Here is a 24,650-nt window from a genome sequence, read left to right on the forward strand (position 1 = left end):
CGCACCTGCCGGGCTCCGCCGAACCCCTTCGGGTTTCGGGCCATACGGCTAGGGTCTGATGGCTGAGGTCAACGGCGCGCTTGCTGCGGCCGTTCCGGCCACGCCGCTTTCACCGTGCCGGCGATACAGCTGCCGTCACTCTGAAGGGCAACGCCGTTTCGCGCCCGCGCGTTCCGTCGTTGCGGCGGGTTCCTGCTCATATCCACCCTGGTGCCGTATCACCCATTTGAGTCCTTTCGCCGGGGCTGAGACAAGCACAACCCGCCTGGCTGTCCAGGGACGGCTCTGCCTTTCGCAATAAATTTTTCCCGGCCATTCCGCTGCGCTTCATTAGACCGAAAAAAATTTCCCGCTCACCCCGGACATCTGCGTCGGGCCGTGCTCGTTTACGCCCTTGCGGCGAACGGCTCTCAAACGGGTGAAGGTAACAACCAGGGGGCAGGTTCAGCAGGTCCCCGCAAAACGTCAAAACCGCGGCCCCGGCAACTCAACGGGTGATGGTTTTAAAAGCTGGAAATCGTTAATGCCAATTACCAGAAGTTATTTTTTGGCGCTTTTTTATTAAACAGTAACTGAAAATAGATAAGGAAATTATTATGCGTTTGGCTTCTCGTTTTGGTCGTACTAATTCAATTCGCCAGGAACGTCCGTTAACAAATGATGAACTGATCCAGGTCGTGCCTTCTATTTTTTCTGAAGCAAAACACAACTCTCGTAGTGAACGTTACACCTATATCCCAACAATCACATTGCTGGATAAATTAAGGGATGAAGGTTTTCAACCGTTCTTTGCTTGCCAGTCAAGAGTAAGGGACGAGGATAAACGGGGACATACAAAACACATGGTACGTTTACGCCGGGAAGGCGGAAGCAAAGGAAAAGAAGTACCCGAAATTATTCTGCTTAACTCTCATGATGGGTCATCAAGCTACCAAATGATCCCTGGGATGTTTCGTTTTGTGTGTACCAATGGTCTTGTATGCGGAACATCCTTCGGAGAAATCCGCGTGCCTCATAAAGGTGACGTTGTCGGGCAGGTTATCGAAGGTGCTTATGAGGTTCTTGGTATTTTTGATAAAGTCGCGGAAAGTGTTGATGTGATGAAATCCATTAACTTAACAAAAGAAGAACAACGACTTTTTGGCCAGGCTGCTCTGACATATAAGTATGATGACGAAACTAAAGCGCCTGTGAGTATTGAACAAATCATTCACCCGCGTCGTTATGAAGATAAACAGGATGATATCTGGACAACATATCAACGTGTTCAGGAAAATATGATAAAAGGTGGATTGCCTGGTCGCACCCAGAAAGGGAAGAGAACGACAACACGACCCGTACAAGGAATCGATGGAGACGTAAAACTGAATAAAGCATTGTGGCTGATTGCTGAACAGTTCAGGGCGTTTAAAGGGTAAATAGCAATAGGGCCCGGGTAAGTTTTACCCGGGTTATCTCATCTGGTAACACAGGCAGAATCTATATGTTCGAGTTTTCCGGCGTATGTATCAGTATTAGTCATATGGAAGAAAGTGACATCAGGGTACTTCAGGTGCTCTCATCTAATAACCATTCTTACGATAGTTATAATGAGTGGATTCACGATACACCGTATGGTTGTGTAATCAGAATGTATGATTTTAAACGGCATATTCTGGCGCTAAAGAGAGGTGGCGTATCAAGACTATTACGTAAAAATCTCATTCGGATGAATCAGGAAAGAGGGTATCTTCTTTTCCATTTCGACAGTGATGCAGATTATTACCCAGGTATTGAATCTGTAGACTTTTGAAAAATAAAAGCCTTCTCTTGCGAGAAGGCTTTTTAGTTCATCGCTGTTTTCTGCTCATTAGCCCTTTGCTGTTTACTCGCTTTTATTGCTGAGTAGTAACGGTGGATCCTTTTTGCATACTCATAGCGCCTGGCTGCCTGACGTGGTGTCTTTCTGAACCCGGCATTGTAAGCCCCCACAGCTACCCATGAAACACCCCACTTATTGAACGCCTGCGCAAGATAATAAGCCCCGGTATAGATATTCAAGCATGCATCGGTGAGAAGGTGATCGGGTTTAATTCCATAGCGCGACAGTTCGTTGAAATGTTGTGAATCAATTTGCATAAGACCTGACCCATAACCTGAGACAGGATTGCGGCCGATCGCGTCAATTTTGAAATGCGACTCCTGCCAGGAAATTGCGCGTAGTAAATCAGGATCAATTTTGTAATCCCTTCCAGCCATGTCAAAACAGTCTGAAGCAGAAGTAATATCCGAAAATAATAAAAGTGTGATCGCCAGCGCCATTCCCTTCATGATTTTCCCTCCGAGGCCAATTACCGGAAATACGTTAACCCATCCCAGGCCCAGACTCAACAAATATGCACTCCTCACCACAAAATCACCACACCCCACGCAAAATTAAAATTTTGCAGATTGTTCTTTAGTTTCAGTTTGTTATGGTTAGTTATATTATGCAGTGTTATATTTTGTTATATATATACAAGTCGTCAAAGACTTATCGGTGAGTTTTGTATGAGTCATATAAAACTCGCCTACAACTCGTCTATTAAAAATCAGTGGGTTAACCAGACTTAAGTCGGGACTTAAGTTGTTGAGTGAGTTGTATTGCAAGTTGCCTGAACTCTAGACTTAAGTTTAGAGTTGTTTTAATTGAATGTTCACGATATCGTTGTGGCGAATATTGTTCTTGTCACCATATTAAAAAAGGAGTTCATATGGCTAGGGTTCAGGCATATCCCAGTGATGAGGTAGTCGAAAAAATCAATGCCATAGTTGAAAAGAGAAGAACTGAGGGTGCGAAGGAAAAAGATATTAGTTTTTCCAGTGTGGCCACAATGCTCCTTGAACTTGGTCTCAGGGTTTATGAAGCCCAGATGGAACGGAAGGAGTCCGGATTTAATCAGGCGGAGTTCAATAAAGTATTGCTTGAGAATGTTATGAAAACTCAGTTTACTATTTCGAAAGTACTGGCGATGGATTCACTTAGCCCACATATAAAGGGCGATGATCGTTTTGATTTCAAATCAATGGTTATGAATATACGAGACGATGCCAGAGAGGTTGTGGAAAGATTTTTCCCATCACAGGATGAGGAGGAATAAGATTTTTCCAGTCTCTGTATAGAGACTAATAAACTTTAGTGTTTGTGCCTGTCTAAAGTTAATAAAAAAGAATAATGATCTAGGTGCTGGAAGTGACACGAAGAGTCAGGAGTTATAAAATGGAATTAGTGCAGTGATTAAAATTTGTTGAAGCGTTAGCGCCTGGGGTTTGCCCCCCCAGACGCCAACTATCCATAGTGTCCTTTAGTGGAGGCGCCTATGTGTGCGAAGGATCGTAGTCAAAATGCGTTTGTCAGTCAAACGGATTCCATTCATTCTTTAGGTGAGATGCTTAACATTTCATCTTCCCTGTCATTTATTCGTAATGCCCGTGGTGAGTTAATTCACACCAGCCCACTTTTTGACAAAGTTTTCTTAACACGTACCAATGTTGACTCATGGTTTTCCTCTCTTCCACTTGAAACAGGCATGGAGTTGGTAAAGTCAGAGATTAATGTTTTATCAGAACGTTCTGCTTGCATTGTTAGAGACGTTCGCATCGATGGCTACGTATGGGATGTTTTTATAGAAAGCCTGTCAGTTAATAATGAGTTCTACAGTAAATGGGTCTTTGTCAGGGAAACCTACGATGTTGGATTTATTTCTAACCCCTTTGCAGACGTGGGGAGAAAAATTGAAAAGTATATCTCCAGTTTGTCTTCAAGAAAGGATGATAAATGGAAAATACTCAATTTGTATGCCATAGGTTTAACACATTCAAAAATTTCTGCTATCACTGGCGTATCCGAAAAAACATCTAGAAACGTTGTGAGCGATTTTAATAAAGAATTTGCTTTTGATAGCAGAGATAACCTTATACTCTCGTTATTTTATTCTGTAAGTTATCACAGGCTGGCAATGAACATCATGGATATATTAAAGCTCTGTGTTAATGATTTGTTAAAGTGACAGGGACATTTCCGGTAAGGGAATGTAAAAATAATTTACTCACATTCCCTGCATTATTTGTTTACTTTAGTAGTTCGTAATGTAAAGATTTATTACGTGATATTAATATTTCTATGGGAGGCATGATTGGCAAGAGCGGTTAGGAGTAACTCAAGACCAGCACCAGGGCTTCATGTGCTTCTTCGTCTTGATGAAGATACAAATCGTCTTTTAATAAAAGCAAAAGACAGAAGTTCAAGAAGTAAGACTGCAGAAGCTTACATGCGTCTTAGAGACCATTTAGAGAGGTTTCCAGACTTCTATAATTCTGAAACTGTGGAGGGAAAAAAAGCACAATAAAGTTTTATTAAAATCAATGGACTGTTCTAAACAGGTTATGTCTGATATTTAAATCCATTTTATTCATTGGGTATAAACATGAATACTGTATTAACTGTGCAGGGTAGCTCTGTAGCTGTTGAAAACAAAAAGTCTATTCTTTCGCGCATCTTTAATAAAAAGAATGTGCTGAAAGCTGCTAAAGGAATTTTGCCTCTTGCCGTTCTGGCAGCTGTATTCCCACAAGCAGCACTGGCCACTACTACCGGTACGGATTTAATGAAGACCGGTGATGGCACTGTAAAAGCAACTTTTGGTTCAGGTTCCAGTGTCGTGAAATGGGTGATTCTGGCTGAGGTTATTGTCGGCGGCATCATGTACATGATGACCAAAAACGTTAAGTTCCTGGCCGGTTTTGCCATCCTGTCGGTATTCGTTACCGTCGGCATGTCTGTTGCTGGATATTAATTTTCCTGCGGCAGATTTTCCCCTGTCTGTCGTTCTCCGGCAGATGTAATACCACTCGTTATTAAAGAAGGATTTTTACATGACTACAGCATTATCCATTCAGAGTGCTGAAATGAGTAAGGGTGTTAAGCCATCTCTGCGTACCCGTCTCTTCAGCAAGACCAAAATGCTGAAGGCGGCAAAAGCCGTTCTCCCTGTAGCTGTTCTTGCGGCAGCTTTCCCTGAAGTAGCGATGGCCACCACCACCGGTACCGATCTGATGAAGTCAGGCGACGGTACGGTTAAAGCCACCTTTGGTAAAGGGTCAAGTGTCGTCAAGTGGGTGATCCTGGCGGAAGTTATCGTTGGCGGCATCATGTACATGATGACCAAAAACGTTAAGTTCCTGGCCGGCTTCGCCATTCTGTCGGTTTTTGTCACCGTCGGAATGTCTGTCGCTGGTTACTAAGAGGGCGTGAATGATGACCGGGGACGAACTCAAAAAGTACCGTTTCCCGGAAACATTGACGAACCAGTCCCGTTGGTTCGGTCTGTATCTCGATGAACTAATCCCGGCCGTAATCTGTCTCGGCTGGGGTTTCTGGACCAGTAAGTTTTTGTTCGGTCTGGTAGCGGCAATTCTGGTTTTCCTGGGCATCAAAAAACTGAAAAAAGGGCGGGGCAGTGCCTGGTTACGCGATTTGATTTACTGGTATCTGCCTACGTCCCTTCTTAAAGGGATTTTCCATGATGTCCCGGACTCCTGTTTCCGGCAGTGGATTAAATAATAGTACGGAGTAACTAACATGGAACACGGCGCACGTCTCAGTACCACCCGTGTCATTGGTCTGGGGTTTATCTGTCTCGGTACCGTCACAGTACTGAGCCTGGCCACCAATGTTATTCAGGGCATCAATAACTACCGCCTGCAAAATGAGCAAAAGGTTGCGGTGACGCCCATGTTATATAACGCCCCTTTCGCGGTATCACAGAACCAGTCTGATGCATCCTATCTGGAACAGATGGGCCTGAGTTTTGTTTCATTGCGCCTGAATGTCACCCCTGAAACCGTGGATGCTCAACACGAACAACTGCTGAAGTATGTGTACCCGGCATCGCAGAACAACCTGAAAATTCAGCTTGCTGAGGATGCAAAACGGATTAAGGACAATAACGTTAATTCCAGTTTTTACTGGACGTTTGTCCGTGCCTACCCGGTAGAAAACCGTGTTGAAATTCGAGGGGAACTGAAGACCTGGATCGGGGATTCCAGGCCTTATTCAGAAATTAAACATTATGTTATTCAGTTTAACCGTTTAGATGGGATCAGCTGGCTGACACGTTTTGGAGAGGTGACTGATGAAAATCGTTAAACCCCTGTGTGTATCCGCCTGCCTGAGCCTTTGTCTGATGACACCGGCAATGTCTGCCACGGTAAACGGAACGCTTGCACCCACAGTGGTACCACTGACAAATGGTGGTCAGGCAAACATCGCTGTCAGCAACACGGATCCTAATCTGTTTATGGTTCCGGGCGATCGCATCACCGCCATTAACAGTCTGGATGGCGGTCTGACGAACCAGGAGCAAACAGACAGTGGCGGAGCCATCCTGGCAACCGTCAGTAAAAAACCATTCACTTTCATTGTTGAGACAGAACGCGGACTGAATTTCTCAATTCGTGCCGTTCCGCGCGCGGGGGCAGGCCGGACCATTCAGCTGGTCTCCGAGCTGGCTGGTACTCCCGGCCCGGCGAAGTCCTGGGAAGAGTCTTCACCGTATGAAAGCCTCCTGGTATCACTGAATCGTGCCGTTCGTCAGGGTGGAATGCCTGAAGGGTACCAGCCCGTTCCTGTCACGTCGGAAACCTTAACCGTTCCGGCAGGGCTGAGTGCAAAGGCAGAAAAAGTGTGGACAGGGCATCACCTGAAAGTGGTTCGTTATGCCGTGGATAACGTGTCGCTTTCTCCACGTATGGTCAAAGAAAGTGATTTCTGGCAGCCAGGTACGCGCGCCATCATGATCAGTGGGACAGCGGGTCCCCTGTTGAGTGGCGGACGCCTGCAGGTCTGGGTCACCACAGCAGAGGGAGATCGCTGATGGCCAACATTAATAAGCTGGTCAAGAACAAACAGTTTATGTGGCTGGGTGTCATCGCCGTATCTGCTGTCGCCGTTATCGGTGGCGGTATGTATCTCTCTGATCTCGAGGTTGGTTCCGATGATGCCGCCCAGACGCAGAACGAACCTGCGCCGGACATGACGGGGGTAGTGGACAGTCGTTTCGATACCAAAGTTCAGCAACATGCGACAACTGAAATGCAGGCAACAGCAGCGGATCTGACAAAGCGTTTTGATGCACTTCAGAACGAAGTGAACCTGTTGAATAAAGGTCGCGGTGAGGATCAGAAGCGTATTGAGCAACTCACTACGGAAAACCAGGCAATGCAGGACCAGTTAAACAAGCTGGGTGTGAAGCCGACCACGACCAGTGGTGAGCCTGTTCCGAAACCACCGATCCCTGCACCGGGACCGGAGGGTGAGCCGCAACCGGCGAATTTCCCGCCGCAACCTGCAGGTGCTGTCCCACCACCCACGTCATTCTATCCAGGTAACGGGACTACACCGGCGCCACAGGTCAGTTATCAATCTGTACCGGCCCCTAACCAGATCCAACGACGTACATTCAGTTATGACAAAGGTAAGAAGGCAAAAACACTGCCGTACATTCCTTCAGGTAGTTTTGCGAAAAGCATTCTGATTGAAGGGGCGGATGCGAATGCCTCTGTCACCGGTAATGAATCTACGGTTCCGATGCAGGTTCGTCTGGTCGGCCGTGTGGAAATGCCTAACAGCAAAACTTATGACCTGACTGGCTGTTTTGTTGGCCTCGAAGCTTATGGTGACGTTTCAAGTGAGCGCGCGATTGTCCGTACCCGAAATATCAGCTGCATCAAAGGTGATAAGACTATCGATCAGCCAATTTCAGGCCACGTTTCCTTTATGGGGAAAAACGGTGTGAAAGGCGAAGTCGTGATGCGTAACGGAAAAATCCTCGGCTGGGCGTGGGGAGCTGGTTTTGTTGATGGTATTGGTCAGGGGATGGAACGTGCTGCACAACCATCTGTTGGAATTGGTGCGACGGCATCAGTGGGTGCTGGTGATGTGCTCAAAATGGGCGTTGGCGGAGGGGCATCCAAAGCTGCGCAGACGCTAAGTGAGTATTACATCAAACGTGCAGAACAGTATCACCCTGTCATTCCAATTGGTGCCGGTAACGAGGTGACCGTTGTGTTCCAGGATGGCTTCCAGTTGAAAACGATTGAAGAACTGGATGCAGAGAAAAATGGTAAGCAGCAGGAACAAAATCAGGAACAGCAGCCGCAACAACCTCAACAGGCAGGTGTATCCCTGAACGGCTTCAGTACTGACCAGATGCTGAAACAACTCGGGAAATTAGATCCCCACCAGTTTTCACCTGGTGCCATGTCAGAGGGGAACAACAATGGCTAGGCAGAAAATGGAGAAAAGTAATCCGCTCCCGGATACGTCTGGTCATACCGTTCCTGTTGGAGATACGGGGGCCGGCAAAACAACCATTATGTCGAAGATGGTATTTGCCTTGTCAGATACAAACCAACTGGAGAATGTTTATGGTGCCATGAGTCCGGAAGAGAGAGACAGATTTACTCAGAAAATTAAAGCTAACACCCTATTCAGGATGAACCTGAAAAAGAGCTAATAACTGGCGGAGAATATTATGAAGGGATTAATTCTGTTAATTCCTCTGGGCAGCGCATTGCTTTTAACCGGGTGCGCAGGTACGGAGACTGATTTTCAATGTAACGCAACAACATCGGATACCTGTATGACGATGGAGCAGGCCAATGAAAAAGCTAAGGCGAAAGAGGAACGCAGTGAGGCAAAGCCGGTTGCGGCCGGGTTGCCTCGACTGGCTGACGGTAATTTCAGAACAACGTCAGTAAATTCATACCCGTTGCCGCCACAACCTGATTTAGTACAGGCGAAAGCCCCAGCGGCTGTAGTAGTAAATAAAAGTACCCCGTCATTATTAAATGACAGGGGTTCGGTAAATAAGCCTCGGTATATACAACCCGTTACACCCCAGGTTATGCGTCCGGTGACAGTATCAACATTTACATCGCCTCAAACTGTACCGGGCCAATATCCGAGACCATTAAGAAAAGGTGAGCAGATAACATCATTATGGATCGCTCCCTATGTGGATTCCGATGATGTTTATCATCAACCAACGACAGTGTTATTTGTGGTGACGCCATCAGCCTGGGGGCAACCTCGTCTTAATTAATTACCAGCGCCATGACTGGCGCTGCTGGAATGTAACTGCTGGATTAAAACGAGTGCCCTCTGCGTTGAAAGGGATGGGCGGTAGCGTGTTTGTGATGTCAGGGATTTCAGTTCATGGTGTTAAATATTGATTTTATAAAGTATCTGTATTTACTGATGAAAGAAGATTCATCATATATTATTTTGAGTATTGCTCTTTTTGGGGGGCTTGCAGCACTGTTATTGCCGGGTGTATTGCGGATTAAAAACAGAATGAAGCGCTTGCTGTCGTTAATGATTATTATGATAGTTTCAGTTGGAGCGCTCGCATTGCTCCAACCAGAAAGTAAGTACAAAGCAATATTAATCAATAAGCAAAATACTGAATATACATTACAACACTGCACAGTATCGGCATTTAACGCGCAACCAGAAACACCATTTACCAGTGCAAAAGATGCCTGGCGTTGCCCTGATGACATTACCCGCTATCTGGGGGTTAAGTACCGGGATAAGGGCATTCAAAGCCTTTCTGATAAAAAGGAGTAAGAGTATGCATGCTTACATAAACGGTATGGATGTGTGGTGGGTTTTAGTCATTGATCTAGTAATATTAGTTGCAGGAATCATTGGGGTGTTCTTAGCACTTATTCTTCCCGAACAATATCAATTCAGGGGAAATCTTTTTCTGGCCGGTGCGTTCACTGCGCTGACTGGCATTGCAATCTGTTTCGTTATGGTGAGGTTAACCTATAGTGCCAGCGAGATCGATGCTGGCCGGCACTGGAAAACAGAGTGCTCACTTATTGAAGCAAATGTGCAGACCGGTTTTTTGAATGACGCCGTCAATAAATTAAGGTGTGAGGGTGTTATTGTTAATGTTCCGGTGAATGCCTATGAAACCTACACTGAACAGTGGCAGTTATTACAAAAGAAAAAAGGTGGAGAATAAAATGGCTTTCCTGAAAAGATACGGCTTTCTAATTTATCCTCTAATGTACTGGTTTGTTTATCTCACTTTAAGGTATTTGTTAACTAAATCTCCAGATCAAAGTACAGAGGAGTTTCATACCGCTTTGCGTCGCGAGTTGGTTTTTATTATATGTAGCCTTGGTGTGTATTATTTCTTGTGTGTGTCGGTAACGGGTTATTATGAAGTTCTTCGTCTCGGTATCTTATCAACACTGATTATTCATAGTGCATTGCTCATTATCACGCTTCTGGTATCACTCTGGAATGGAAAGATTGTGATTGGTGAGGTGATATTTGCACAGTTGATGGCGGCAAAAATAATTCTTTTCTTTATGCCGTTTACTTTATTTTATTATCGGGAAAGATAAATGTCGTGCATCTTGAATTTTTCCCCCTCAAAAAAATATGAAAATCTATTTTTGTTCCTCAAAAAGGAGTTAACCTGTGAGTCTGAACCCTATTGAGTCGGTAGCCAAAGCAGTTAATACATTACTCACAGCGCTGAAGCTACCTGATGAATCTGCAAAAGCAAATGATATACTGGCCAGTATGGATTTCCCTCAATTCAGTCGCGTTCTGCCATATAAGGATTACGACAGTGAAACAGGGTTGTTTATTAACCAGAAGACAGTCGGTTTTATTCTGGAAGCCAGGCCTCTACCAGGCGCCAATGAGCATATTGTAGGTTCGCTTGAGAACCTGCTGAGAACGAAATTACCGCGTAATGTTCCGGTCACCATTAATCTGGTTTCCAGCAAGCTGGTTGGCGATGATATCGAATATGGCCTCCGTGAGTTCAGCTGGAGTGGTCCTCAGGCAGAAAAGTTTAACGCCATTACGCGAGCCTATTATGTGCGTGCAGCTGAGAAGCATTTTGCGCTGCCACCTGGAATGGATTTACCGCTGACGCTCAGAAACTACCGTGTATTTATCTCCTGCAGCGTGCCGCGTAAGAAAAATTCGAATGCGCAAATCATCGAGCTCCAGAACCAGGTCAAGATAATCCGGGCCTCATTACAGGGGGCGCAAATACCAACGAAAGCGCTGGATGCCCCCGGCCTTGTGGAAATCATCAGTGAACTGATTAATCCAAATCCAGGTGAGATGTACCGGAGGCCTAAAAAGCTGGACCCTTACCAGGAGCTGAATTACCAGTGTGTGGATGACAGCTTTGATATGGAAGTGATGGCGAATCATCTCAACATTGGCTTGCTGGACAAAAATGGGGTGGAACGTCATACACGGGTGCTTAACTATCATCTTGCACGCGATCCGGAAATTGCGTTTTTGTGGACCAGTGCAGACAACTACGCCAACCTGCTGAACCCGGAATTGTCTGTTTCCTGTCCCTTTGTCATTACGCTTACCCTGATGGTGGAAGACCAGGTTAAATCACAGAACGAAGCGAACCTGAAGTTTCTCGACCTGGAGAAAAAGAGCAAAACATCATACGCGAAGTATTTTCCCTCGGTTGAGAAAGAAGTTAAGGAGTGGGGGGATATTCGCCAGCGACTGTCTTCCAATTCCTCTTCACTGGTGTCCTATTTTTTCAACGTTACTGCCTATACCGAAAACGACCCAGAAGCGGCACTGGCCACTGAACAGGAAATACTGAACAGTTTCCGTAAGGGGGGCTTTGAACTCATCGCCGCTCGCTATCAGCAGATGCGTAATTTCCTGTCGATTCTGCCTTTTAAGGCGGGAGAGGGGATATTCAAGGAACTGCAGGCGGCGGGGGTAGTTCGCCGTGCTGAAAGCTTTAATGTGGCGAACCTGATGCCGGTGGTGGCCGACAGCCCACTGGCACCTTCCGGCCTGCTGGCGCCGACATATCGTAACCAACTGGCCTTTATCGATCTCTTCTATACCGGCATGAATAACACCAACTTTAACATGGCGGTATGCGGGACTTCCGGTGCGGGGAAAACGGGCCTGATACAGCCGCTTATCCGTAGCGTCATTGATGCCGGTGGTTATTCCTGGGTATTCGATATGGGGGATGGCTACAAATCACTGTGCGAAAACATGGGGGGTGTGTATCTCGATGGCGATACGCTGAAATTTAACCCGTTTGCGAACGTGCTCGATGACAATAACTTCGATGCATCTGCAGAGCGTATCCGTGACCAGCTTTCCGTAATGGCCAGTCCCAACGGGAATCTTGATGAAGTCCATGAAGGCCTGCTGCTTCAGGCGGTCAAAGCGGCCTGGCTGACCAAGCATAACAAAGCCCGGATTGACGATGTGGTGGATTTCCTGCAGGAAGCCAAAGACAGCGAAACCTATGCAGACTCACCGACGATCCGCAGCCGTCTGGACGAAATGATTATTCTGCTCGACCAGTACACGGTGAACGGGATTTACGGCAGCTACTTCAACTCTGATGAACCGTCACTCAATGATGACGCCCGTATGGTTGTGCTGGAGCTGGGGGGGCTGGAGTCACGTCCATCTCTGCTGGTTGCTGTGATGTTCTCGCTGATTATTTATATCGAGAACCGCATGTACCAGACACCCCGTAACCTGAAAAAACTGAACGTCATTGATGAAGGCTGGCGCCTGCTGGACTTCAAAAATGAGAAGGTCGGTACCTTTATCGAGAAGGGCTACCGTACCGCACGCCGTCACCTGGGTTCGTATATCACTATCACACAGAACATCGTTGATTTTGACTCAGATACGGCTTCCAGTGCCGCACGTGCTGCCTGGGGGAACTCCTCATACAAAATCATCCTTAAACAGTCAGCAAAAGAGTTTGCCAAGTACAACCAGCTTTACCCCGACCAGTTCACGCAGCTGCAGCGCGACATGATTAACCGTTTTGGTTCGGCTAAAGACCAGTGGTTCTCCTCCTTCATGCTGTCGGTGGAGGCGCATTCATCGTGGCACCGGTTGTTTGTCGATCCACTCAGCCGCGCCATGTATTCATCCAGTGGTGCTGACTTTGAGTACATCACACAACGAAAACGCGCCGGGGTGAGTATTCACGATGCCGTGTACGAACTGGCCTGCCGTAACTTCCCGGATGAAATGGCAGACCTGGAGGCCCGGGTGGCCATGAATAATACAAGGAGTGCTGCCTGATGGAAAAAAATATCAGAAATCGTCTGTTTACCCGACGTGCCCTTATCACTGGTGGGCTGGCGATTACCATTCTTGCCGCCAATGCCGTGGTGACCCGGGTCATGATAACGCACAGCACGCCTCGTGTTGTCGCGTTTGATATGAAGAAAACGCTCGATAACTTCATGGACAGTGTCAGCCGTAAGCAACTGACGGAAAGCCAGTCTAAGGCACTGTCGGACCGTTTTAACGAGGCGCTGGAAAAAAGTCTGGATGACTGGCAACAGAAAAACCATGTGCTGATCCTTGTTTCTCCTGCTGTGGTTAATGGGGCGCCGGACGTCACGCTCAGCATTCAGCGTGATATTGCGAAGCGGATGCAGGGAGGCAGGGAATGAAAATGATCCGCGGGGCGCTCTTTGCAGTATGTCTGGTCTCCCCGCTTACCCGGGCAGCTGATCTGGGTACATGGGGCGACCTGTGGCCAATACAAGAGCAGGATATGTTATCGCTGATAACCCAGCGACTTGAAGCGCTGGAGAAGTCCGGGCGGTGGGGGCAGGAGATGGAGGCCTTTAAGGAGCGGGTGAAGACCAACAGCCAGCGCCCGGCCCCCGTCGAGGGGATAAAGAAAGCGGATAAATATGAGCAGCGCTGGTTTGATCCCAGCATCAAATTAACTGAAGACCTGAAGGACCAGAACGGCGTGCTGTTCGCCCGGAAGGGCCAGGTTCTTAATCCGCTTAAAACCGTTCCTTTTATGCAGACGCTTTACTTCATTGACGGTGATGATCCGGACCAGGTGGCCTGGATGAAACGCCAGGTACCTGAGACGTTAATCAGCAAGATTATCCTCGTTAAAGGCAGCATCCCCGATACATCGGCGGCGCTCGACAGCCGGATTTATTTCGACCAGAACGGCGTGTTGAGCCAGCGCTTTGGGCTGACGTCAGTACCCGCGCGGATCACCCCGGCCCCCTCGGGAGAGCGGCTGAACATCGAATACTTTCCACCCACGCGATAAGGATGTTTCTGTGAAACGTATTTTGCTTTTCATCGCGGCCAGCCTGCTCTGGAGCCACAGTATGAATGCCGCTGCAGACCCGTCGTGTGAAGGACGATTTGTAAACCCCATTACCGATGTCTGCTGGCGTTGCATTTTCCCCTTATCGCTGGGGAGTGTGCAGGTGGGGAAAGGAGATCAGCCTGACACGCCTAATCCCGGCAGCCCGATACAGTATTGCCCGGCCCCACCCCCAATCTTTGTACGCATTGGTCTGGCTATCGGGTACTGGGAACCGATGGCCATGACCGACGTCAGCCGATCACCTGGCTGCATGGTTAATCTGGGGGGCTTCAGTATCAATCTCGGTAAAACAGGGATGGGGACGGCCAAAAAGGACGACAAACAGGTCAACGGGGCGTTCTATCACGTGCACTGGTACAAGTACCCGCTGACGTACTGGCTGAACATCATTACGTCAGCTGGTTGCCTTGAAGGCGGAGATATGGACATCGCCTATCTCTCGGAGATTGACCCGACCTGGGTGGACAGCAGTCTGACCACGATCCTGAATCCGGAAGCCGTACTGTTTGCCAACCCGATCGCTCAGGGGGCCTGTGCTGCCGATGCCATTGCAAGTGCTTTCCACTTACCACTTGACCCGTTGTTCTGGTGTGCAGGCTCGCAGGGCTCTATGTATCCCTTCAGTGGATGGGCCAGTAACGAATCCAGCCCGCTGCAATCCTCGGTTCTGCTCAGTGAGCGTATGGCCTACAAGCTTCACCGACAGGGCCAGATTATGGAAACGGTCGGCGCTGATACCGCAGTCTGTTACGAATATCCGTCGCCGATTATCCCTAAAGAGCGCTGGCGCTATCAGATGGTGAATATGTATCCGGACAGCGGACAGTGCCATCCCCTCGGGCGCAGTGTGATGCGCTGGGAGGCCGGTCGCAACCCGCCTAATACCCGGAAGAATTTTGGTTACCTCATGTGGCGCAAACGTAACTGTGTTTTCCTCTGAAAGGAGTCTTCTGTGACACGACTAAATATTTTTATCCTCACGCTTTTACTCACCGGTACCGCTGTTGCAGCTGGCAGTCCGGGGAGTCCGACAACGGCTGACCGGGAGTGGCTGAAGCACCAGGAAGACTTCAGCGAGCAGTTACGCCAGCACCCGGACAAGCAGCTGCAGCAGGAACTGGAAGCGCAGATTAACCGTAACCCCCTGGCGAAAGCCGATCGCCAGTACATCGATAATCTGGCCAGCCAGCAAAGGGCGTCAGCACAGGGAAAACCCTCTGAAGGTGCGCTGTACTTCGTGTCGTTTTCTGTGCCGGAGGAAGGTCTGAAACGCATGCTGCATGAAACCCGCCAGTATGGTATTCCGGCCACGTTGCGCGGACTGGTCAATAACGACATGAAGGCAACCACCGATGCGGTGATGCGGCTGGTTAAGGATGGTGTGACAGACGGCGTCCAGATCGACCCGACGCTTTACTCACAATACAACATTCGCAGCGTGCCCGCCCTCGTGGTGCGCTGCAAAGCGGGGTTTGATGTGGTTCGGGGCAATATCCGGCTGAAACAGGCGCTGGAAAAGGTGGCGGAGAAAGGGGACTGTGCGGATATCGCCCGTAATATGCTGGGAGGTAACCAATGAGAACACTTCCGGCCATTCTCTTTGTTCATGCCCTGGTTCTGGGGACATTTATCTGGTTTGCAGGACCAGCCTGCGCGGACAGTAACACGGATTACAGAGCAGGTTCTGACTTTGCAAAACAGGTACAGGGGGGCGGCCTTGATGCCCTGAAAAACTTCAATGGCGAGCAGAATCTGCCGGGGTATACGAAAAATCCCGGGCAAAAGAAATACTACGGTGGCGTGACAGCCAGCGGCGACAGCTCACTGAAAAATGACTCTGCTTCCCAGTGGGCCGGGAGTGAAGTCGGACAAAGTATTACCGAGTCATTTACCAACCGGCCTCCGGACAGCATCTCTCCGGACGCCCCGTTTATCCAGAACGCCAAAGATATTGAATCAAGATCCGACACTATCATCGGCAATACCGGACAGGAGTGTAAGGCGGAAATCGTTAACCGGAGTGAATTTAAAAACTACACCTGTGAACGTGACCTGCAGGTTGAGCAGTACTGTACACGAACCGCCACGATAACCGGACACTATGAGGAAACCACGGTTATCAAAACGTATACCGTGCCGAATAACCAGTTCAGCTACAGCTATGACGGTAACAAAAGTGTGATGCTGACATTCCGCGCTCCGGCCACGGGAACGGTCCTGAGTGCATCAGCAGCGCTGCATTTTAATGACAAAAATATGTACTACCGCATGACCTGGTGGGGAGTAAATGAGGACTCGGTTGCAAAGAGAGATAACAGTTGGTCACTTCCCGGGGCGACTGGCGCCTATCTGACCGAGGGGGGCGCCTCTCCACAAGGTGTCATCCTCAACAAAAACTGCCTTAATGGCAAGCAGAGTCGTTGCCAGGAATATGCCCGTAAGACACTGAACTGGTTACAGGGTGGCTCAGAGGCCTGGATGAGTGTCACGCTGACCATGCGTGTGACGGAAAAAAAATGGGTTCCGGACGTGAAATGGGTCGAGTTCTGTCCGTTCAGTAAAGATGAAGGCAAGCAGACCACGACGGAATGCATTGAGCCGGGAGGAAACCGGACGGTTAACCAGGACGGGAATGTTTACCAGGTCTGGCAGGCCTGCTGGAAGTACCGTGATACGTATATTACCCAGCCTTCTGATTACGGTTCATGCCAGACACTGATGGACAACCATAATTGTACGCTGGCATCCCGGCAATGCGCCTTTACTTCTGATGACGGGACCTGTCTTCATGAATATGCCACGTACTCCTGCGAAACCCGGACCACCGGTAAACAAATGATTTGTGGCGGGGACGTGTTCTGTCTCGATGGTGAATGCGATAAAGCGGCCAGCGGCAAAAACAATGATTTTGGTCAGGCAGTGGCGGAGCTCGCCGCCCTGGCTGCGGCGGGGAAGGACGTTGCCGCACTGAACGGGGTGGATGTCAGGGCGTTCACCGGGAAAGCGAAGTACTGTAAAAAATTTGCTGCGGGCTTCAGTAACTGCTGCAAAGACAGCGGCTGGGGCCAGGATGTGGGGCTGGCGCGCTGCAGCAGTGACGAAAAAGCCCTCGCTAAAGCCAAAAAAGATAAGCTGACCGTCAGTGTGGGAGAATTCTGCTCTAAAAAGGTGCTGGGTGTTTGCCTGGAGAAAAAAAGAAGCTACTGCCAGTTCGACTCAAAACTGGCGCAGATTGTTCAACAACAGGGCCGGAATGGTCAGCTACATATCAGTTTTGGTGGCGCCAGCAGTCCGAATTGCCGCGGTATCACGGTTGATGAACTCCAGCGTATTAATTTCGATTCACTCGATTTCACTAATTTCATGGAAGACCTGATGAAGAACCAAAAAATTCCGGATAACGATGCGCTCACCAATAAAACCAAAGAGCGTATAAAAGAAATTATGAGTCAGCAATCCTCGAAATAATCAGGGGGTAAAAATGAAAGTAATATTCTCTTCAGGCTGTGTTACGGATTTCCTGATTAGATTATGCCTCACTGTTATTATCTCATCACCGGTAATTATCTGGTCATGGGATACGGTAAAACAAACCACGGGCAGTGATATTATCGCTGCCGTGTTTTTCATCACTATCCTCGGTGGGCTCTGGCTTCTTCTGTACGGCGTTTTATCTTTACTGATAGACCTGCTGAAACCAGCTGGCGAAAACAGAACAAAAAGAAAAGAGAGGGGGGAATGAAAGAGGAAAACCCTGAATGGCCGGTAATCGCGATCGTTGCTGTGTTTATCTTATTTATGACGGGTATGATGTGTTACGGACTCATCAGGGATAAGCGAGAGGTACTTTTCCATATTACCAATCAGTTTTATGGTGTTAATTGTGAAAAAAGTTCAGGTATCGCCTGGGTAATAAAAAATGACTATCGTCAGGATTTAACGTTTCATGATTATGCGGTGTTCTGCAATGACACTGGTTTTTCAGGGAAGCAAATTAAAACAGGCCACGAAATTCAGATAAATAAAGACGTTATCTATAACGCTCTGTCCGGTAATAAACATCAGAAATAAAGATGAAGGTGTCCCATGAAAATGAAACGGCTCGTACTGCTGCCCGTTGTGCTGGGTTGCGCCGTTATGTCTGCCTGGGGGAAGGATGCGGGATGGCAGTGGTATAACGAACCACTGAAAACAACCGACCCGGATCCGCAGCCGACCCCGCAGCCACCCCAGCAAATGGATATTCTGCAGAAGCAGGCAGCTCTGCAGCAGGCAACGAAAAAAGCATTAGCCGAAGCCATTATGTATCCATCGGTACCCGCTTTTGTGAAATATTTCCGCCTCCAGAATTACTGGACGCAGCAGGCAGGCTTATTTTCGATGAGCGCCAAGAAAGCGTTTCTTGAACATCCGGAGCTCGATTACAACCTGCAGTTCAGCCACTACAACGGCACGGTTAAAAACCAGCTCGCGGCCGATTACGCGGAACAGCGTAAAGCCATCTCGGCCATTGCTCAGCATTTCGGTGTGATGTTCTTTTACCGCGGCCGGGAGCCAATTGACGGGCAACTGGTTCAGGTGCTGAGTAACTTCCGTGAGACCTACGGGTTGAGTGTTATCTCCGTCTCTGTTGATGGCGTGGTTAACCCGTTACTACCGGACTCACGCGTGGACCAGGGACAGGCAGAGCGGCTCGGCGTGAAGTATTTTCCGGCCATGATGCTGGTTGACCCGAAAAGCGGACAGGTTAAACCGCTCAGTTACGGCTTCATCAGCCAGGACGATCTGGCGAAGCAGTTTCTCTATGTTTCCAACGACTTTAAACCCAATTTTTAAGGAGCGCGTGATGCGTAAATTTCGCATGCCAGATCTGGATATCACGGGAACATGGGTGGTGGCCGTCGGCGTATTTTTCCATCTCATTGCCCGTCTGGTGCGTAAACAACCGGAGATGGCTGTTGAGATGGGAGAAGGCCTGGGTATAGCCATGATGATTTTCGGTGGTTACCGCATCATTAATGCCCTGATTGCGCAGGCTGAGAAAGAGGAAAAGGACCGTGAAAATCATCCTGAACATTAATCACCGCGCGCGGCCGGTAATGCTTTGCTTCGTCCTGCTGCTGTCAACATTTGCTCAGGCCGGCACGCTTGATGAGGTGAAATCGTTGTACAACCCGAAAGGTCTGACCGGAGAGTCGGCAGATCAGGCGCCAGTGGTAACCACCACACCATCCCGGACCGGAGCGGCTCCTGTCTGGTACCGCCTCAGTAACGGTCGTCAGGTGAATCTGGCGGAGTGGAAGGTGGTGCTGTTTATGCAGGGGCACTGTCCGTATTGTCATCAATTTGATCCGGTACTCAAAACGCTGTCAACGCAGCATGGGTTTTCGGTCTTTCCTTACACGCTGGATGGTCAGGGCGATCAGGCATTCCCGGAGGCGCTACCCGCTCCACCTGAAGTGATGAAGACCTTTTTCCCTAACATTCCGGTCGCCACGCCAACCACGTTTCTTGTCAACGTGAACACGCTCGATGCTTTCCCGATATTGCAGGGCGCAACGGATGCTCAGGGCTTTATGGCCCGGCTCGATACCTTATTTCAGATGATGGAGACACCGAAAAATGGACAAGGTTAAGTCGGTAACATTGCTCAGCGGCCTGTTGCTCGGGTTGTCCTTCTCGGCAGCCGCAGACGTCAACGGCGACATGAACAACTTTTTCAATAAGCTCGGGTTTGCCTCAAATACGTCTCAGCCGCAGGTCTGGCAGGGGCAGGCCGCGGGCTACGCTTCGGGCGGTTCTCTGTATGCCAGAACACAGGTTAAAACCATCCAGCTGGTCAGTATGACTCTGCCGGATATTAATGCCGGTTGCGGCGGTATCGATGCGTATCTCGGTTCATTCAGCTTTATCAACAGTGAACAGCTGCAGCGCTTCGCCAAACAAATAATGAGTAACTCCGCAGGATACTTTTTCGATCTGGCACTGCAGACCACAGTTCCTGAAATTAAAACGGCAAAAGACTTCCTGCAGAAGATGGCCAGCGACATCAACAGCACCAACCTCAGTTCCTGCCAGGCTGCGCAAGGCATCGTCGGTGGTCTGTTTCCCCGAACTCAGGTTGCGCAGCAGAAGGTCTGCCAGGACATTGCCGGTGAAAGTAACATCTTCGCTGACTGGGCTGCATCCCGACAGGGATGCACTGTGGGCGGAAAGATGGACAGCGTCCAGGATAAAGCGAGCGATAAAGACAAGGAACGCGTGATGAAAAACATCAACATCATGTGGAACGGTCTGTCAAAAAACCGGCTCTTTGACGGTAATAAGGAGCTTAAAGAGTTCATCATGACCTTAACCGGGACACTGATATTCGGTGAGAACGGCGAAATCACACCGCTGCCGGCGCGCACTACCGACCAGGATTTGATCAAGGCCATGATGGAAGGGGGCAGCGCTAAAATCTATCACTGCAATGATTCGGATAAATGCCTCAAGGTCGTGGCAGATGCCACCGTCACCATCGCCTCGGATAAGGCGCTGAAGAACCAGATTTCGAAACTACTCAACAGTATCCAGAACAAGGCCGTTGCTGATGAAAAACTGACTGAGCAGGAGAAAGGGTTTATTTCAAGCACTACTATCCCGGTATTCAAATACCTGGTAGATCCCCAGATGCTTGGGGTGTCTAACTCGCTGCTTTATCAACTGACCGACTATATCGGTTACGACATTCTGCTGCAGTACATCCAGGAACTTATTCAGCAGGCCCGCGCCATGATGGCGACCGGGAATTACCCGCAGGCGACAATGGACATGATCCTGCAGAACCTTGACCAGGCCACGCAGCAAATCGCCACGTTCCAGGCGCGCGTACAGGTCCAACAGGATGCCTTACTGGTTGTCGATCGCCAGATGAGTTACATGCGTCAGCAGGTATCAGCAAGGATGATGACCCGCTACCAGAACAATTACCACTTTGGCGGAGGTATGTGATGCAGGAAGTGTATGTTATCGCCGGGGGCGACTGGTACCGGCATGTACTGAACGCCGTTGCGGCGTTTATGCAGACCGAAAACTGGAAAATTATCGAGAGAATGTGTATCGGTTTTTCCGTTTTGATCGTGGCAGGGAGCTGGATTAAAAAACACAGCGTGATGGATATGCTGGGATGGGTATTCTCGCTGACACTGGTATCGATGCTCGTTTTAATAAAAACCCCAGTACAGGTCATCGATTACTCTGAACCCTCATCGGTGTATCAGGTGGATAATGTGCCGATTGGCCTTGCGATTCCGGCATCCCTTACGACGCGCATCGGGAACGCGTTTGTACAGAGCTATGAAATGGTGATGACACTGCCGGACAGTTCGGTCTACAGCAAAACGGGCATGCTCTTTGGCAGCAACCTGGTGGCGAAAAGTACCGATTTTATGTCGCAGAATCCGGAGATTGTCACGCTGTTCTCCGATTACGTTCAGAACTGCGTGATTGGCGATATGCTGCTGAATCACAAATATTCGTTCGAAGACCTTATGCATTCAACAGATCCCTATACGCTGATTTTTTCTAACCCCAGCCCGTTAAGAGGCATATTTGACAAAAACAACCAGTTTAAAACCTGTCTTGAAGCGTCAGTCGATCTGAAGTCAGCGCTGGCGCTGGATACCCAGACGGGTGGAAAAACCTGGAACTATTATGTCCGCCAGATTTTTGGTGGCCGTCCGAACCCGGATGTGCTGATGTCCAGTTTACTGGGCGATAGTTACCAGACGTTCTATCACAACAGCCAGTCTGCCAGCCAGATTATCCGTCAGAATGTCACCATCAATGCCCTGAGAAGTGGGATACAGAGTTATGCAGCCCGCAGCGCAGATTCGGCGAGCCTGATCAATATTGCCACCACATCATCACTGGAAAAACAGCGTCTGGCGCAGGCATCAATGGGGCAGCAGGCACTGAGAACGTTGCCGATGATGCAGACCGTTATTCTCGGGATGATGATTGGCATGTTCCCGATTATTGTGATGGCGGCCATGTTCAACATGCTGACCATGCAGGTGCTGAAGGGGTATGTTGTCGCCCTGATGTGGCTGCAGTGTTGGCCGATTTTATACGCCATCCTGAACAGTGCCATGGCGTTCTATGCTGCCAAAAATGCCACGCCGGTGGTGTTATCTGAAATGTCACAGGTACAGTTGCGTGACTCTGATATTGCCACGACCGCAGGTTACATCTCGCTGATGATTCCTGGCCTGGCCTGGATGATGATAAAAAGCGTGGGGGCAGGTTTCTCAAACATCTACAGCCATTTTGCATCCTCTGGCCTCAGTGCCACCTCACAGGCGGCTTCCGGTGTTGTGGACGGGAATTACTCTTACGCCAATATGCAGACAGATAATGTCAGCGGGAACAGCTGGAATACTAACAGCACCACTGCATTTGGCCAGATGACCCGGCAGCTCTCTAACGGTGGTATGGGAACCCAGACATGGGATGGTTCAATGGTCTGGGATACCAGTGGCGCCATGTCGAAACTGCCGGTAGATATCAACGTCGGCCGTCAGATTGCCAGCGCACAGCAGCAGATGGCCAGAGAATCAGAAGTACAGGCTGAAAGCGCCCTGCACGGTTATAACCAGAGCGTGACGAGCGCCTGGAATACCCTGAAGCAGTTCGGTACCAATATGGGGACCAGCTCCTCGATGACGACGGGGGCAGACAGTACTGAATCCTCTCAGGATACGATGGCCAGAAGCAAAATGATGAATGCTGTTGATTCTTACGCGAAAGCCAATCATATAAGCCGTGATGAGGCATTCAGTCGGTTAATGGATAAATCAGTAAAAGGTGCGGTTTCTGGCGAAATTTATGGAAGCGCAAGAGCAGGCGCTGGGTTTGAATTATTCGGTACAGGTGGTCATGTGGAAGGAGGTGGAAAAGTATCGGTTAGCGGTACTGCCAGTTCTGGCTCTCAGGATAATACTAGTGAATCTGGTCGCCATTCTAATACGAATAATCACGATAGCAGCAGCCAAGCGGTTAAAGACTTCAGAGAGGCGTCGGATTACTTAACCAGTCATAAGACAACTACTTCCGGAAATGTTACTGATAATAATGCATCTTCCCGTGTTGACCAGTTTGCAGCGTCGTTGTCCAGCGCGAAAAACAGCTATGACCAGTATACGACAAGCAAAACCCGCAGCCATGAATACAGTGATATGGCATCACGCACTGAAAGCATGAGTGGACAGATGAGCGAAAATCTGACGCAGCAATTTGCGAACTTTGTCCAGAAACAGGCGCCACAGAATGCGGAAGCCATTCTGACTGATACCAGTTCTCCAGAAATTGCCGCACAACGAGAGGCCCTGGCCAGAGATTTTGTAAAATCTCAGGTAGAGCCAAAAATTGATGGGGCATATCAGGAGGCCAGAGGTTCTCTCGGGAATGATATGGGCGGTGTTTCTGCTGGAGGCGGTCGTGACGGTGTTGTTTCCGATTACGGTCAGCATGCAAGCAGTATTGACAATATGACTGCACAAGCTGGCATAAAACATGATGTAGGCAATGGCGTCGAAGCGCTAGTATCTGAAAATCGTCAAATTAATCAGGATGCTCGGCAAAAAATAACTACGCAGGGGCAAGAGGTACAGAAACAACATACAGATCTGCAAAACAACCATAATTTAGAGGGAAATAAAATTGATAATGAATACAATAGGAGAACGTATGAACAGAAAGCTCTTCCTGGTGCAGATACAAGAGATGAGCTCTTAAGGAAAGCTCAGGACTACGAGAAGAATCATAAATAATAGATTTAGGGAGGGGAAATGAAGAAAATGGTATTGCTGTTTATAGTACAGGCCATCTCGTGTCTTATCGGAAGGTGGGATATCCCTTCAACCCTCTTTGTTACGTTAACATTGGCTATATGGTTTTTGATTTTTTACTATGTTTTTTTGAAAGTTGGGAAAGGTAAGTCCAAAAATGAAGCTAATAATAGATTTTATCTGTATTTAGTGGGCGTTTGTGTGAGTGCTTTTGCCAGTCCTGCTATTTGCTTGCTTTTAAGTATGATGTATCCATTGTTTGCAATGAATAAATACTGTCGTTTTGTATCCTTTCACAAGAAAGGAGGATTCAAGAGAATCGGCTATGGCATGGGGATGGATAGAAACAACCAAGTATCTCCAACTCCTTATTCAGGTTGTCTTGAACATAAGGCTAATTTATTTGAATCGCACGAGACTCTCGATGCATCGTCTTTGACGAGTACTGATGTTAATGTGTATAAAGGCTTTGAGACACCAGTAGATACTTCACAATCAACGTTTACCGATGTTAATCCAGCCAGTGGGCTTCCTATGATAGGGAATATTGATGTTGCCGGTAATCCATATGGTATTGACCGGCATGATTGATCTAAAT

Annotated in this window: 32 protein-coding genes; 30 read left to right on the forward strand and 2 right to left on the reverse strand. The window is 48.5% G+C overall.

Features of this window, described 5'->3' with window-relative positions; all coding sequences use genetic code 11:
* Positions 1-68 precede the first annotated feature (68 nt).
* Complete coding sequence (locus ABLV07_RS20390; protein ID WP_255344245.1) at positions 69-200, reverse strand: hypothetical protein; 132 nt, start codon at positions 198-200, stop codon at positions 69-71.
* A 396-nt stretch (positions 201-596) separates the two neighbouring features.
* Here ABLV07_RS20390 and ABLV07_RS20395 point away from each other — a divergent pair, with 396 nt between their 5' ends.
* Together ABLV07_RS20395 and ABLV07_RS20400 are read left to right on the forward strand one after the other, a co-directional pair.
* A complete protein-coding gene (locus ABLV07_RS20395; RefSeq protein ID WP_348853715.1) occupies positions 597-1,418 on the forward strand; it encodes a DUF932 domain-containing protein in 822 nt (273 codons plus the stop codon).
* Positions 1,419-1,483: 65 nt separating this feature from the next.
* On the forward strand, positions 1,484-1,792 hold the full coding sequence (locus ABLV07_RS20400; protein ID WP_047047625.1) for a DUF5983 family protein: 309 nt from the start codon (positions 1,484-1,486) through the stop codon (positions 1,790-1,792).
* 32 nt (positions 1,793-1,824) lie between these two features.
* Here ABLV07_RS20400 and ABLV07_RS20405 read toward each other — a convergent pair whose 3' ends face one another.
* A complete protein-coding gene (locus ABLV07_RS20405; protein WP_047047662.1) occupies positions 1,825-2,310 on the reverse strand; it encodes a transglycosylase SLT domain-containing protein in 486 nt (161 codons plus the stop codon).
* Positions 2,311-2,732: 422 nt separating this feature from the next.
* Here ABLV07_RS20405 and traM point away from each other — a divergent pair, with 422 nt between their 5' ends.
* From traM to ABLV07_RS20545, 28 genes are all read left to right on the forward strand, one after another.
* Positions 2,733-3,119 carry a conjugal transfer relaxosome DNA-binding protein TraM gene (traM, locus tag ABLV07_RS20410; RefSeq protein ID WP_087858762.1) on the forward strand — a complete coding sequence of 129 codons (387 nt, stop codon included), beginning with the start codon at positions 2,733-2,735 and terminating at the stop codon, positions 3,117-3,119.
* 219 nt (positions 3,120-3,338) lie between these two features.
* The gene (locus ABLV07_RS20415) at positions 3,339-4,028 is read left to right on the forward strand and encodes a helix-turn-helix domain-containing protein (protein ID WP_063862887.1); all 690 of its coding nucleotides are present in this window, start codon (positions 3,339-3,341) and stop codon (positions 4,026-4,028) included.
* Between the two features lie 174 nt (positions 4,029-4,202).
* The gene (locus ABLV07_RS20420; protein ID WP_071594636.1) at positions 4,203-4,367 is read left to right on the forward strand and encodes a TraY domain-containing protein; all 165 of its coding nucleotides are present in this window, start codon (positions 4,203-4,205) and stop codon (positions 4,365-4,367) included.
* 78 nt (positions 4,368-4,445) lie between these two features.
* Positions 4,446-4,814 carry a type IV conjugative transfer system pilin TraA gene (gene traA / locus ABLV07_RS20425; RefSeq protein WP_058344120.1) on the forward strand — a complete coding sequence of 123 codons (369 nt, stop codon included), beginning with the start codon at positions 4,446-4,448 and terminating at the stop codon, positions 4,812-4,814.
* Positions 4,815-4,893: 79 nt separating this feature from the next.
* Entirely contained in the window at positions 4,894-5,262 is a 369-nt protein-coding gene (traA, locus tag ABLV07_RS20430) for a type IV conjugative transfer system pilin TraA (RefSeq protein ID WP_046883992.1), read from the forward strand.
* A 13-nt stretch (positions 5,263-5,275) separates the two neighbouring features.
* Positions 5,276-5,581 (forward strand): type IV conjugative transfer system protein TraL, encoded by a 306-nt coding sequence (gene traL, locus ABLV07_RS20435; protein WP_024191986.1) that lies wholly within the window; start codon positions 5,276-5,278, stop codon positions 5,579-5,581.
* 18 nt (positions 5,582-5,599) lie between these two features.
* Positions 5,600-6,166 (forward strand): type IV conjugative transfer system protein TraE, encoded by a 567-nt coding sequence (traE, locus tag ABLV07_RS20440; RefSeq protein ID WP_001568102.1) that lies wholly within the window; start codon positions 5,600-5,602, stop codon positions 6,164-6,166.
* A complete protein-coding gene (gene traK / locus ABLV07_RS20445; protein ID WP_206352972.1) occupies positions 6,153-6,893 on the forward strand; it encodes a type-F conjugative transfer system secretin TraK in 741 nt (246 codons plus the stop codon). Before traE ends, traK begins: the two co-directional genes overlap by 14 nt.
* Entirely contained in the window at positions 6,893-8,305 is a 1,413-nt protein-coding gene (gene traB / locus ABLV07_RS20450; RefSeq protein WP_348853717.1) for an F-type conjugal transfer pilus assembly protein TraB, read from the forward strand. The genes traK and traB overlap by 1 nt, the downstream gene beginning before the upstream one ends.
* The gene (locus ABLV07_RS20455; RefSeq protein WP_329503081.1) at positions 8,298-8,534 is read left to right on the forward strand and encodes a hypothetical protein; all 237 of its coding nucleotides are present in this window, start codon (positions 8,298-8,300) and stop codon (positions 8,532-8,534) included. The genes traB and ABLV07_RS20455 overlap by 8 nt, the downstream gene beginning before the upstream one ends.
* A gap of 18 nt (positions 8,535-8,552) precedes the next feature.
* On the forward strand, positions 8,553-9,122 hold the full coding sequence (traV, locus tag ABLV07_RS20460; protein WP_058344116.1) for a type IV conjugative transfer system lipoprotein TraV: 570 nt from the start codon (positions 8,553-8,555) through the stop codon (positions 9,120-9,122).
* 113 nt (positions 9,123-9,235) lie between these two features.
* Positions 9,236-9,649, forward strand: a complete 414-nt coding sequence (locus ABLV07_RS20465; protein ID WP_329503080.1) for a hypothetical protein — start codon at positions 9,236-9,238, stop codon at positions 9,647-9,649.
* Positions 9,650-9,653: 4 nt separating this feature from the next.
* Positions 9,654-10,052 (forward strand): hypothetical protein, encoded by a 399-nt coding sequence (locus ABLV07_RS20470; protein WP_348853718.1) that lies wholly within the window; start codon positions 9,654-9,656, stop codon positions 10,050-10,052.
* Position 10,053: 1 nt separating this feature from the next.
* Entirely contained in the window at positions 10,054-10,440 is a 387-nt protein-coding gene (locus ABLV07_RS20475; RefSeq protein WP_348853719.1) for a hypothetical protein, read from the forward strand.
* 76 nt (positions 10,441-10,516) lie between these two features.
* Positions 10,517-13,156, forward strand: a complete 2,640-nt coding sequence (gene traC, locus ABLV07_RS20480; RefSeq protein ID WP_348853720.1) for a type IV secretion system protein TraC — start codon at positions 10,517-10,519, stop codon at positions 13,154-13,156.
* Entirely contained in the window at positions 13,156-13,533 is a 378-nt protein-coding gene (trbI, locus tag ABLV07_RS20485; protein ID WP_348853721.1) for a type-F conjugative transfer system protein TrbI, read from the forward strand. Before traC ends, trbI begins: the two co-directional genes overlap by 1 nt.
* A complete protein-coding gene (traW, locus tag ABLV07_RS20490) occupies positions 13,530-14,159 on the forward strand; it encodes a type-F conjugative transfer system protein TraW (RefSeq protein ID WP_058344112.1) in 630 nt (209 codons plus the stop codon). Before trbI ends, traW begins: the two co-directional genes overlap by 4 nt.
* Positions 14,160-14,178: 19 nt before the next feature.
* Positions 14,179-15,162: a conjugal transfer pilus assembly protein TraU gene (gene traU, locus ABLV07_RS20495; RefSeq protein WP_162270604.1), complete on the forward strand. Its 984-nt coding sequence runs from the start codon at positions 14,179-14,181 to the stop codon at positions 15,160-15,162.
* Between the two features lie 12 nt (positions 15,163-15,174).
* Positions 15,175-15,801 (forward strand): type-F conjugative transfer system pilin assembly protein TrbC, encoded by a 627-nt coding sequence (trbC, locus tag ABLV07_RS20500; RefSeq protein ID WP_348853722.1) that lies wholly within the window; start codon positions 15,175-15,177, stop codon positions 15,799-15,801.
* Positions 15,798-17,690, forward strand: a complete 1,893-nt coding sequence (gene traN / locus ABLV07_RS20505; protein ID WP_348853723.1) for a type-F conjugative transfer system mating-pair stabilization protein TraN — start codon at positions 15,798-15,800, stop codon at positions 17,688-17,690. Before trbC ends, traN begins: the two co-directional genes overlap by 4 nt.
* Positions 17,691-17,703: 13 nt before the next feature.
* The gene (gene trbE, locus ABLV07_RS20510; RefSeq protein WP_058675679.1) at positions 17,704-17,964 is read left to right on the forward strand and encodes a conjugal transfer protein TrbE; all 261 of its coding nucleotides are present in this window, start codon (positions 17,704-17,706) and stop codon (positions 17,962-17,964) included.
* The gene (locus tag ABLV07_RS20515; RefSeq protein ID WP_348853724.1) at positions 17,961-18,293 is read left to right on the forward strand and encodes a hypothetical protein; all 333 of its coding nucleotides are present in this window, start codon (positions 17,961-17,963) and stop codon (positions 18,291-18,293) included. Before trbE ends, ABLV07_RS20515 begins: the two co-directional genes overlap by 4 nt.
* 15 nt (positions 18,294-18,308) lie before the next feature.
* Positions 18,309-19,058, forward strand: coding sequence for a type-F conjugative transfer system pilin assembly protein TraF (gene traF, locus ABLV07_RS20520; protein ID WP_279925703.1), 750 nt, complete (start codon positions 18,309-18,311; stop codon positions 19,056-19,058).
* Positions 19,059-19,068: 10 nt separating this feature from the next.
* The gene (gene traQ, locus ABLV07_RS20525; protein ID WP_001568081.1) at positions 19,069-19,302 is read left to right on the forward strand and encodes a type-F conjugative transfer system pilin chaperone TraQ; all 234 of its coding nucleotides are present in this window, start codon (positions 19,069-19,071) and stop codon (positions 19,300-19,302) included.
* Positions 19,303-19,321: 19 nt separating this feature from the next.
* Entirely contained in the window at positions 19,322-19,858 is a 537-nt protein-coding gene (gene trbB / locus ABLV07_RS20530) for a type-F conjugative transfer system pilin assembly thiol-disulfide isomerase TrbB (RefSeq protein WP_058675738.1), read from the forward strand.
* Complete coding sequence (gene traH / locus ABLV07_RS20535) at positions 19,845-21,215, forward strand: conjugal transfer pilus assembly protein TraH (protein WP_023332869.1); 1,371 nt, start codon at positions 19,845-19,847, stop codon at positions 21,213-21,215. The genes trbB and traH overlap by 14 nt, the downstream gene beginning before the upstream one ends.
* Positions 21,215-24,034 (forward strand): conjugal transfer mating-pair stabilization protein TraG, encoded by a 2,820-nt coding sequence (gene traG, locus ABLV07_RS20540; RefSeq protein WP_348853725.1) that lies wholly within the window; start codon positions 21,215-21,217, stop codon positions 24,032-24,034. Before traH ends, traG begins: the two co-directional genes overlap by 1 nt.
* Before the next feature lie 18 nt (positions 24,035-24,052).
* Positions 24,053-24,643 carry a hypothetical protein gene (locus tag ABLV07_RS20545; protein ID WP_348853726.1) on the forward strand — a complete coding sequence of 197 codons (591 nt, stop codon included), beginning with the start codon at positions 24,053-24,055 and terminating at the stop codon, positions 24,641-24,643.
* Positions 24,644-24,650 lie beyond the last annotated feature (7 nt).

Source organism: Klebsiella sp. CN_Kp097 (genome assembly GCF_040064495.1).
Classification (GTDB): Bacteria; Pseudomonadota; Gammaproteobacteria; order Enterobacterales; family Enterobacteriaceae; genus Klebsiella; species Klebsiella aerogenes.

Coding starts and splice junctions, on each gene's coding strand:
- ABLV07_RS20475 (WP_348853719.1), top strand. CDS start 10,054: ATGGCTTTCCTGAAAAGATACGGCTTTCTAATTTATCCTCTAATGTAC.
- ABLV07_RS20470 (WP_348853718.1), top strand. CDS start 9,654: ATGCATGCTTACATAAACGGTATGGATGTGTGGTGGGTTTTAGTCATT.
- traK (WP_206352972.1), top strand. CDS start 6,153: ATGAAAATCGTTAAACCCCTGTGTGTATCCGCCTGCCTGAGCCTTTGT.
- ABLV07_RS20455 (WP_329503081.1), top strand. CDS start 8,298: ATGGCTAGGCAGAAAATGGAGAAAAGTAATCCGCTCCCGGATACGTCT.
- ABLV07_RS20415 (WP_063862887.1), top strand. CDS start 3,339: ATGTGTGCGAAGGATCGTAGTCAAAATGCGTTTGTCAGTCAAACGGAT.
- ABLV07_RS20400 (WP_047047625.1), top strand. CDS start 1,484: ATGTTCGAGTTTTCCGGCGTATGTATCAGTATTAGTCATATGGAAGAA.
- trbI (WP_348853721.1), top strand. CDS start 13,156: ATGGAAAAAAATATCAGAAATCGTCTGTTTACCCGACGTGCCCTTATC.
- ABLV07_RS20515 (WP_348853724.1), top strand. CDS start 17,961: ATGAAAGAGGAAAACCCTGAATGGCCGGTAATCGCGATCGTTGCTGTG.
- traN (WP_348853723.1), top strand. CDS start 15,798: ATGAGAACACTTCCGGCCATTCTCTTTGTTCATGCCCTGGTTCTGGGG.
- traL (WP_024191986.1), top strand. CDS start 5,276: ATGACCGGGGACGAACTCAAAAAGTACCGTTTCCCGGAAACATTGACG.
- traQ (WP_001568081.1), top strand. CDS start 19,069: ATGCGTAAATTTCGCATGCCAGATCTGGATATCACGGGAACATGGGTG.
- traW (WP_058344112.1), top strand. CDS start 13,530: ATGAAAATGATCCGCGGGGCGCTCTTTGCAGTATGTCTGGTCTCCCCG.
- trbE (WP_058675679.1), top strand. CDS start 17,704: ATGAAAGTAATATTCTCTTCAGGCTGTGTTACGGATTTCCTGATTAGA.
- traV (WP_058344116.1), top strand. CDS start 8,553: ATGAAGGGATTAATTCTGTTAATTCCTCTGGGCAGCGCATTGCTTTTA.
- ABLV07_RS20405 (WP_047047662.1), bottom strand. CDS start 2,310: ATGAAGGGAATGGCGCTGGCGATCACACTTTTATTATTTTCGGATATT.
- traA (WP_058344120.1), top strand. CDS start 4,446: ATGAATACTGTATTAACTGTGCAGGGTAGCTCTGTAGCTGTTGAAAAC.
- ABLV07_RS20545 (WP_348853726.1), top strand. CDS start 24,053: ATGAAGAAAATGGTATTGCTGTTTATAGTACAGGCCATCTCGTGTCTT.
- traH (WP_023332869.1), top strand. CDS start 19,845: ATGGACAAGGTTAAGTCGGTAACATTGCTCAGCGGCCTGTTGCTCGGG.
- traE (WP_001568102.1), top strand. CDS start 5,600: ATGGAACACGGCGCACGTCTCAGTACCACCCGTGTCATTGGTCTGGGG.
- traF (WP_279925703.1), top strand. CDS start 18,309: ATGAAAATGAAACGGCTCGTACTGCTGCCCGTTGTGCTGGGTTGCGCC.
- trbB (WP_058675738.1), top strand. CDS start 19,322: ATGCTTTGCTTCGTCCTGCTGCTGTCAACATTTGCTCAGGCCGGCACG.
- traG (WP_348853725.1), top strand. CDS start 21,215: ATGCAGGAAGTGTATGTTATCGCCGGGGGCGACTGGTACCGGCATGTA.
- traM (WP_087858762.1), top strand. CDS start 2,733: ATGGCTAGGGTTCAGGCATATCCCAGTGATGAGGTAGTCGAAAAAATC.
- ABLV07_RS20395 (WP_348853715.1), top strand. CDS start 597: ATGCGTTTGGCTTCTCGTTTTGGTCGTACTAATTCAATTCGCCAGGAA.
- traA (WP_046883992.1), top strand. CDS start 4,894: ATGACTACAGCATTATCCATTCAGAGTGCTGAAATGAGTAAGGGTGTT.
- traB (WP_348853717.1), top strand. CDS start 6,893: ATGGCCAACATTAATAAGCTGGTCAAGAACAAACAGTTTATGTGGCTG.
- ABLV07_RS20465 (WP_329503080.1), top strand. CDS start 9,236: ATGGTGTTAAATATTGATTTTATAAAGTATCTGTATTTACTGATGAAA.
- ABLV07_RS20390 (WP_255344245.1), bottom strand. CDS start 200: ATGAGCAGGAACCCGCCGCAACGACGGAACGCGCGGGCGCGAAACGGC.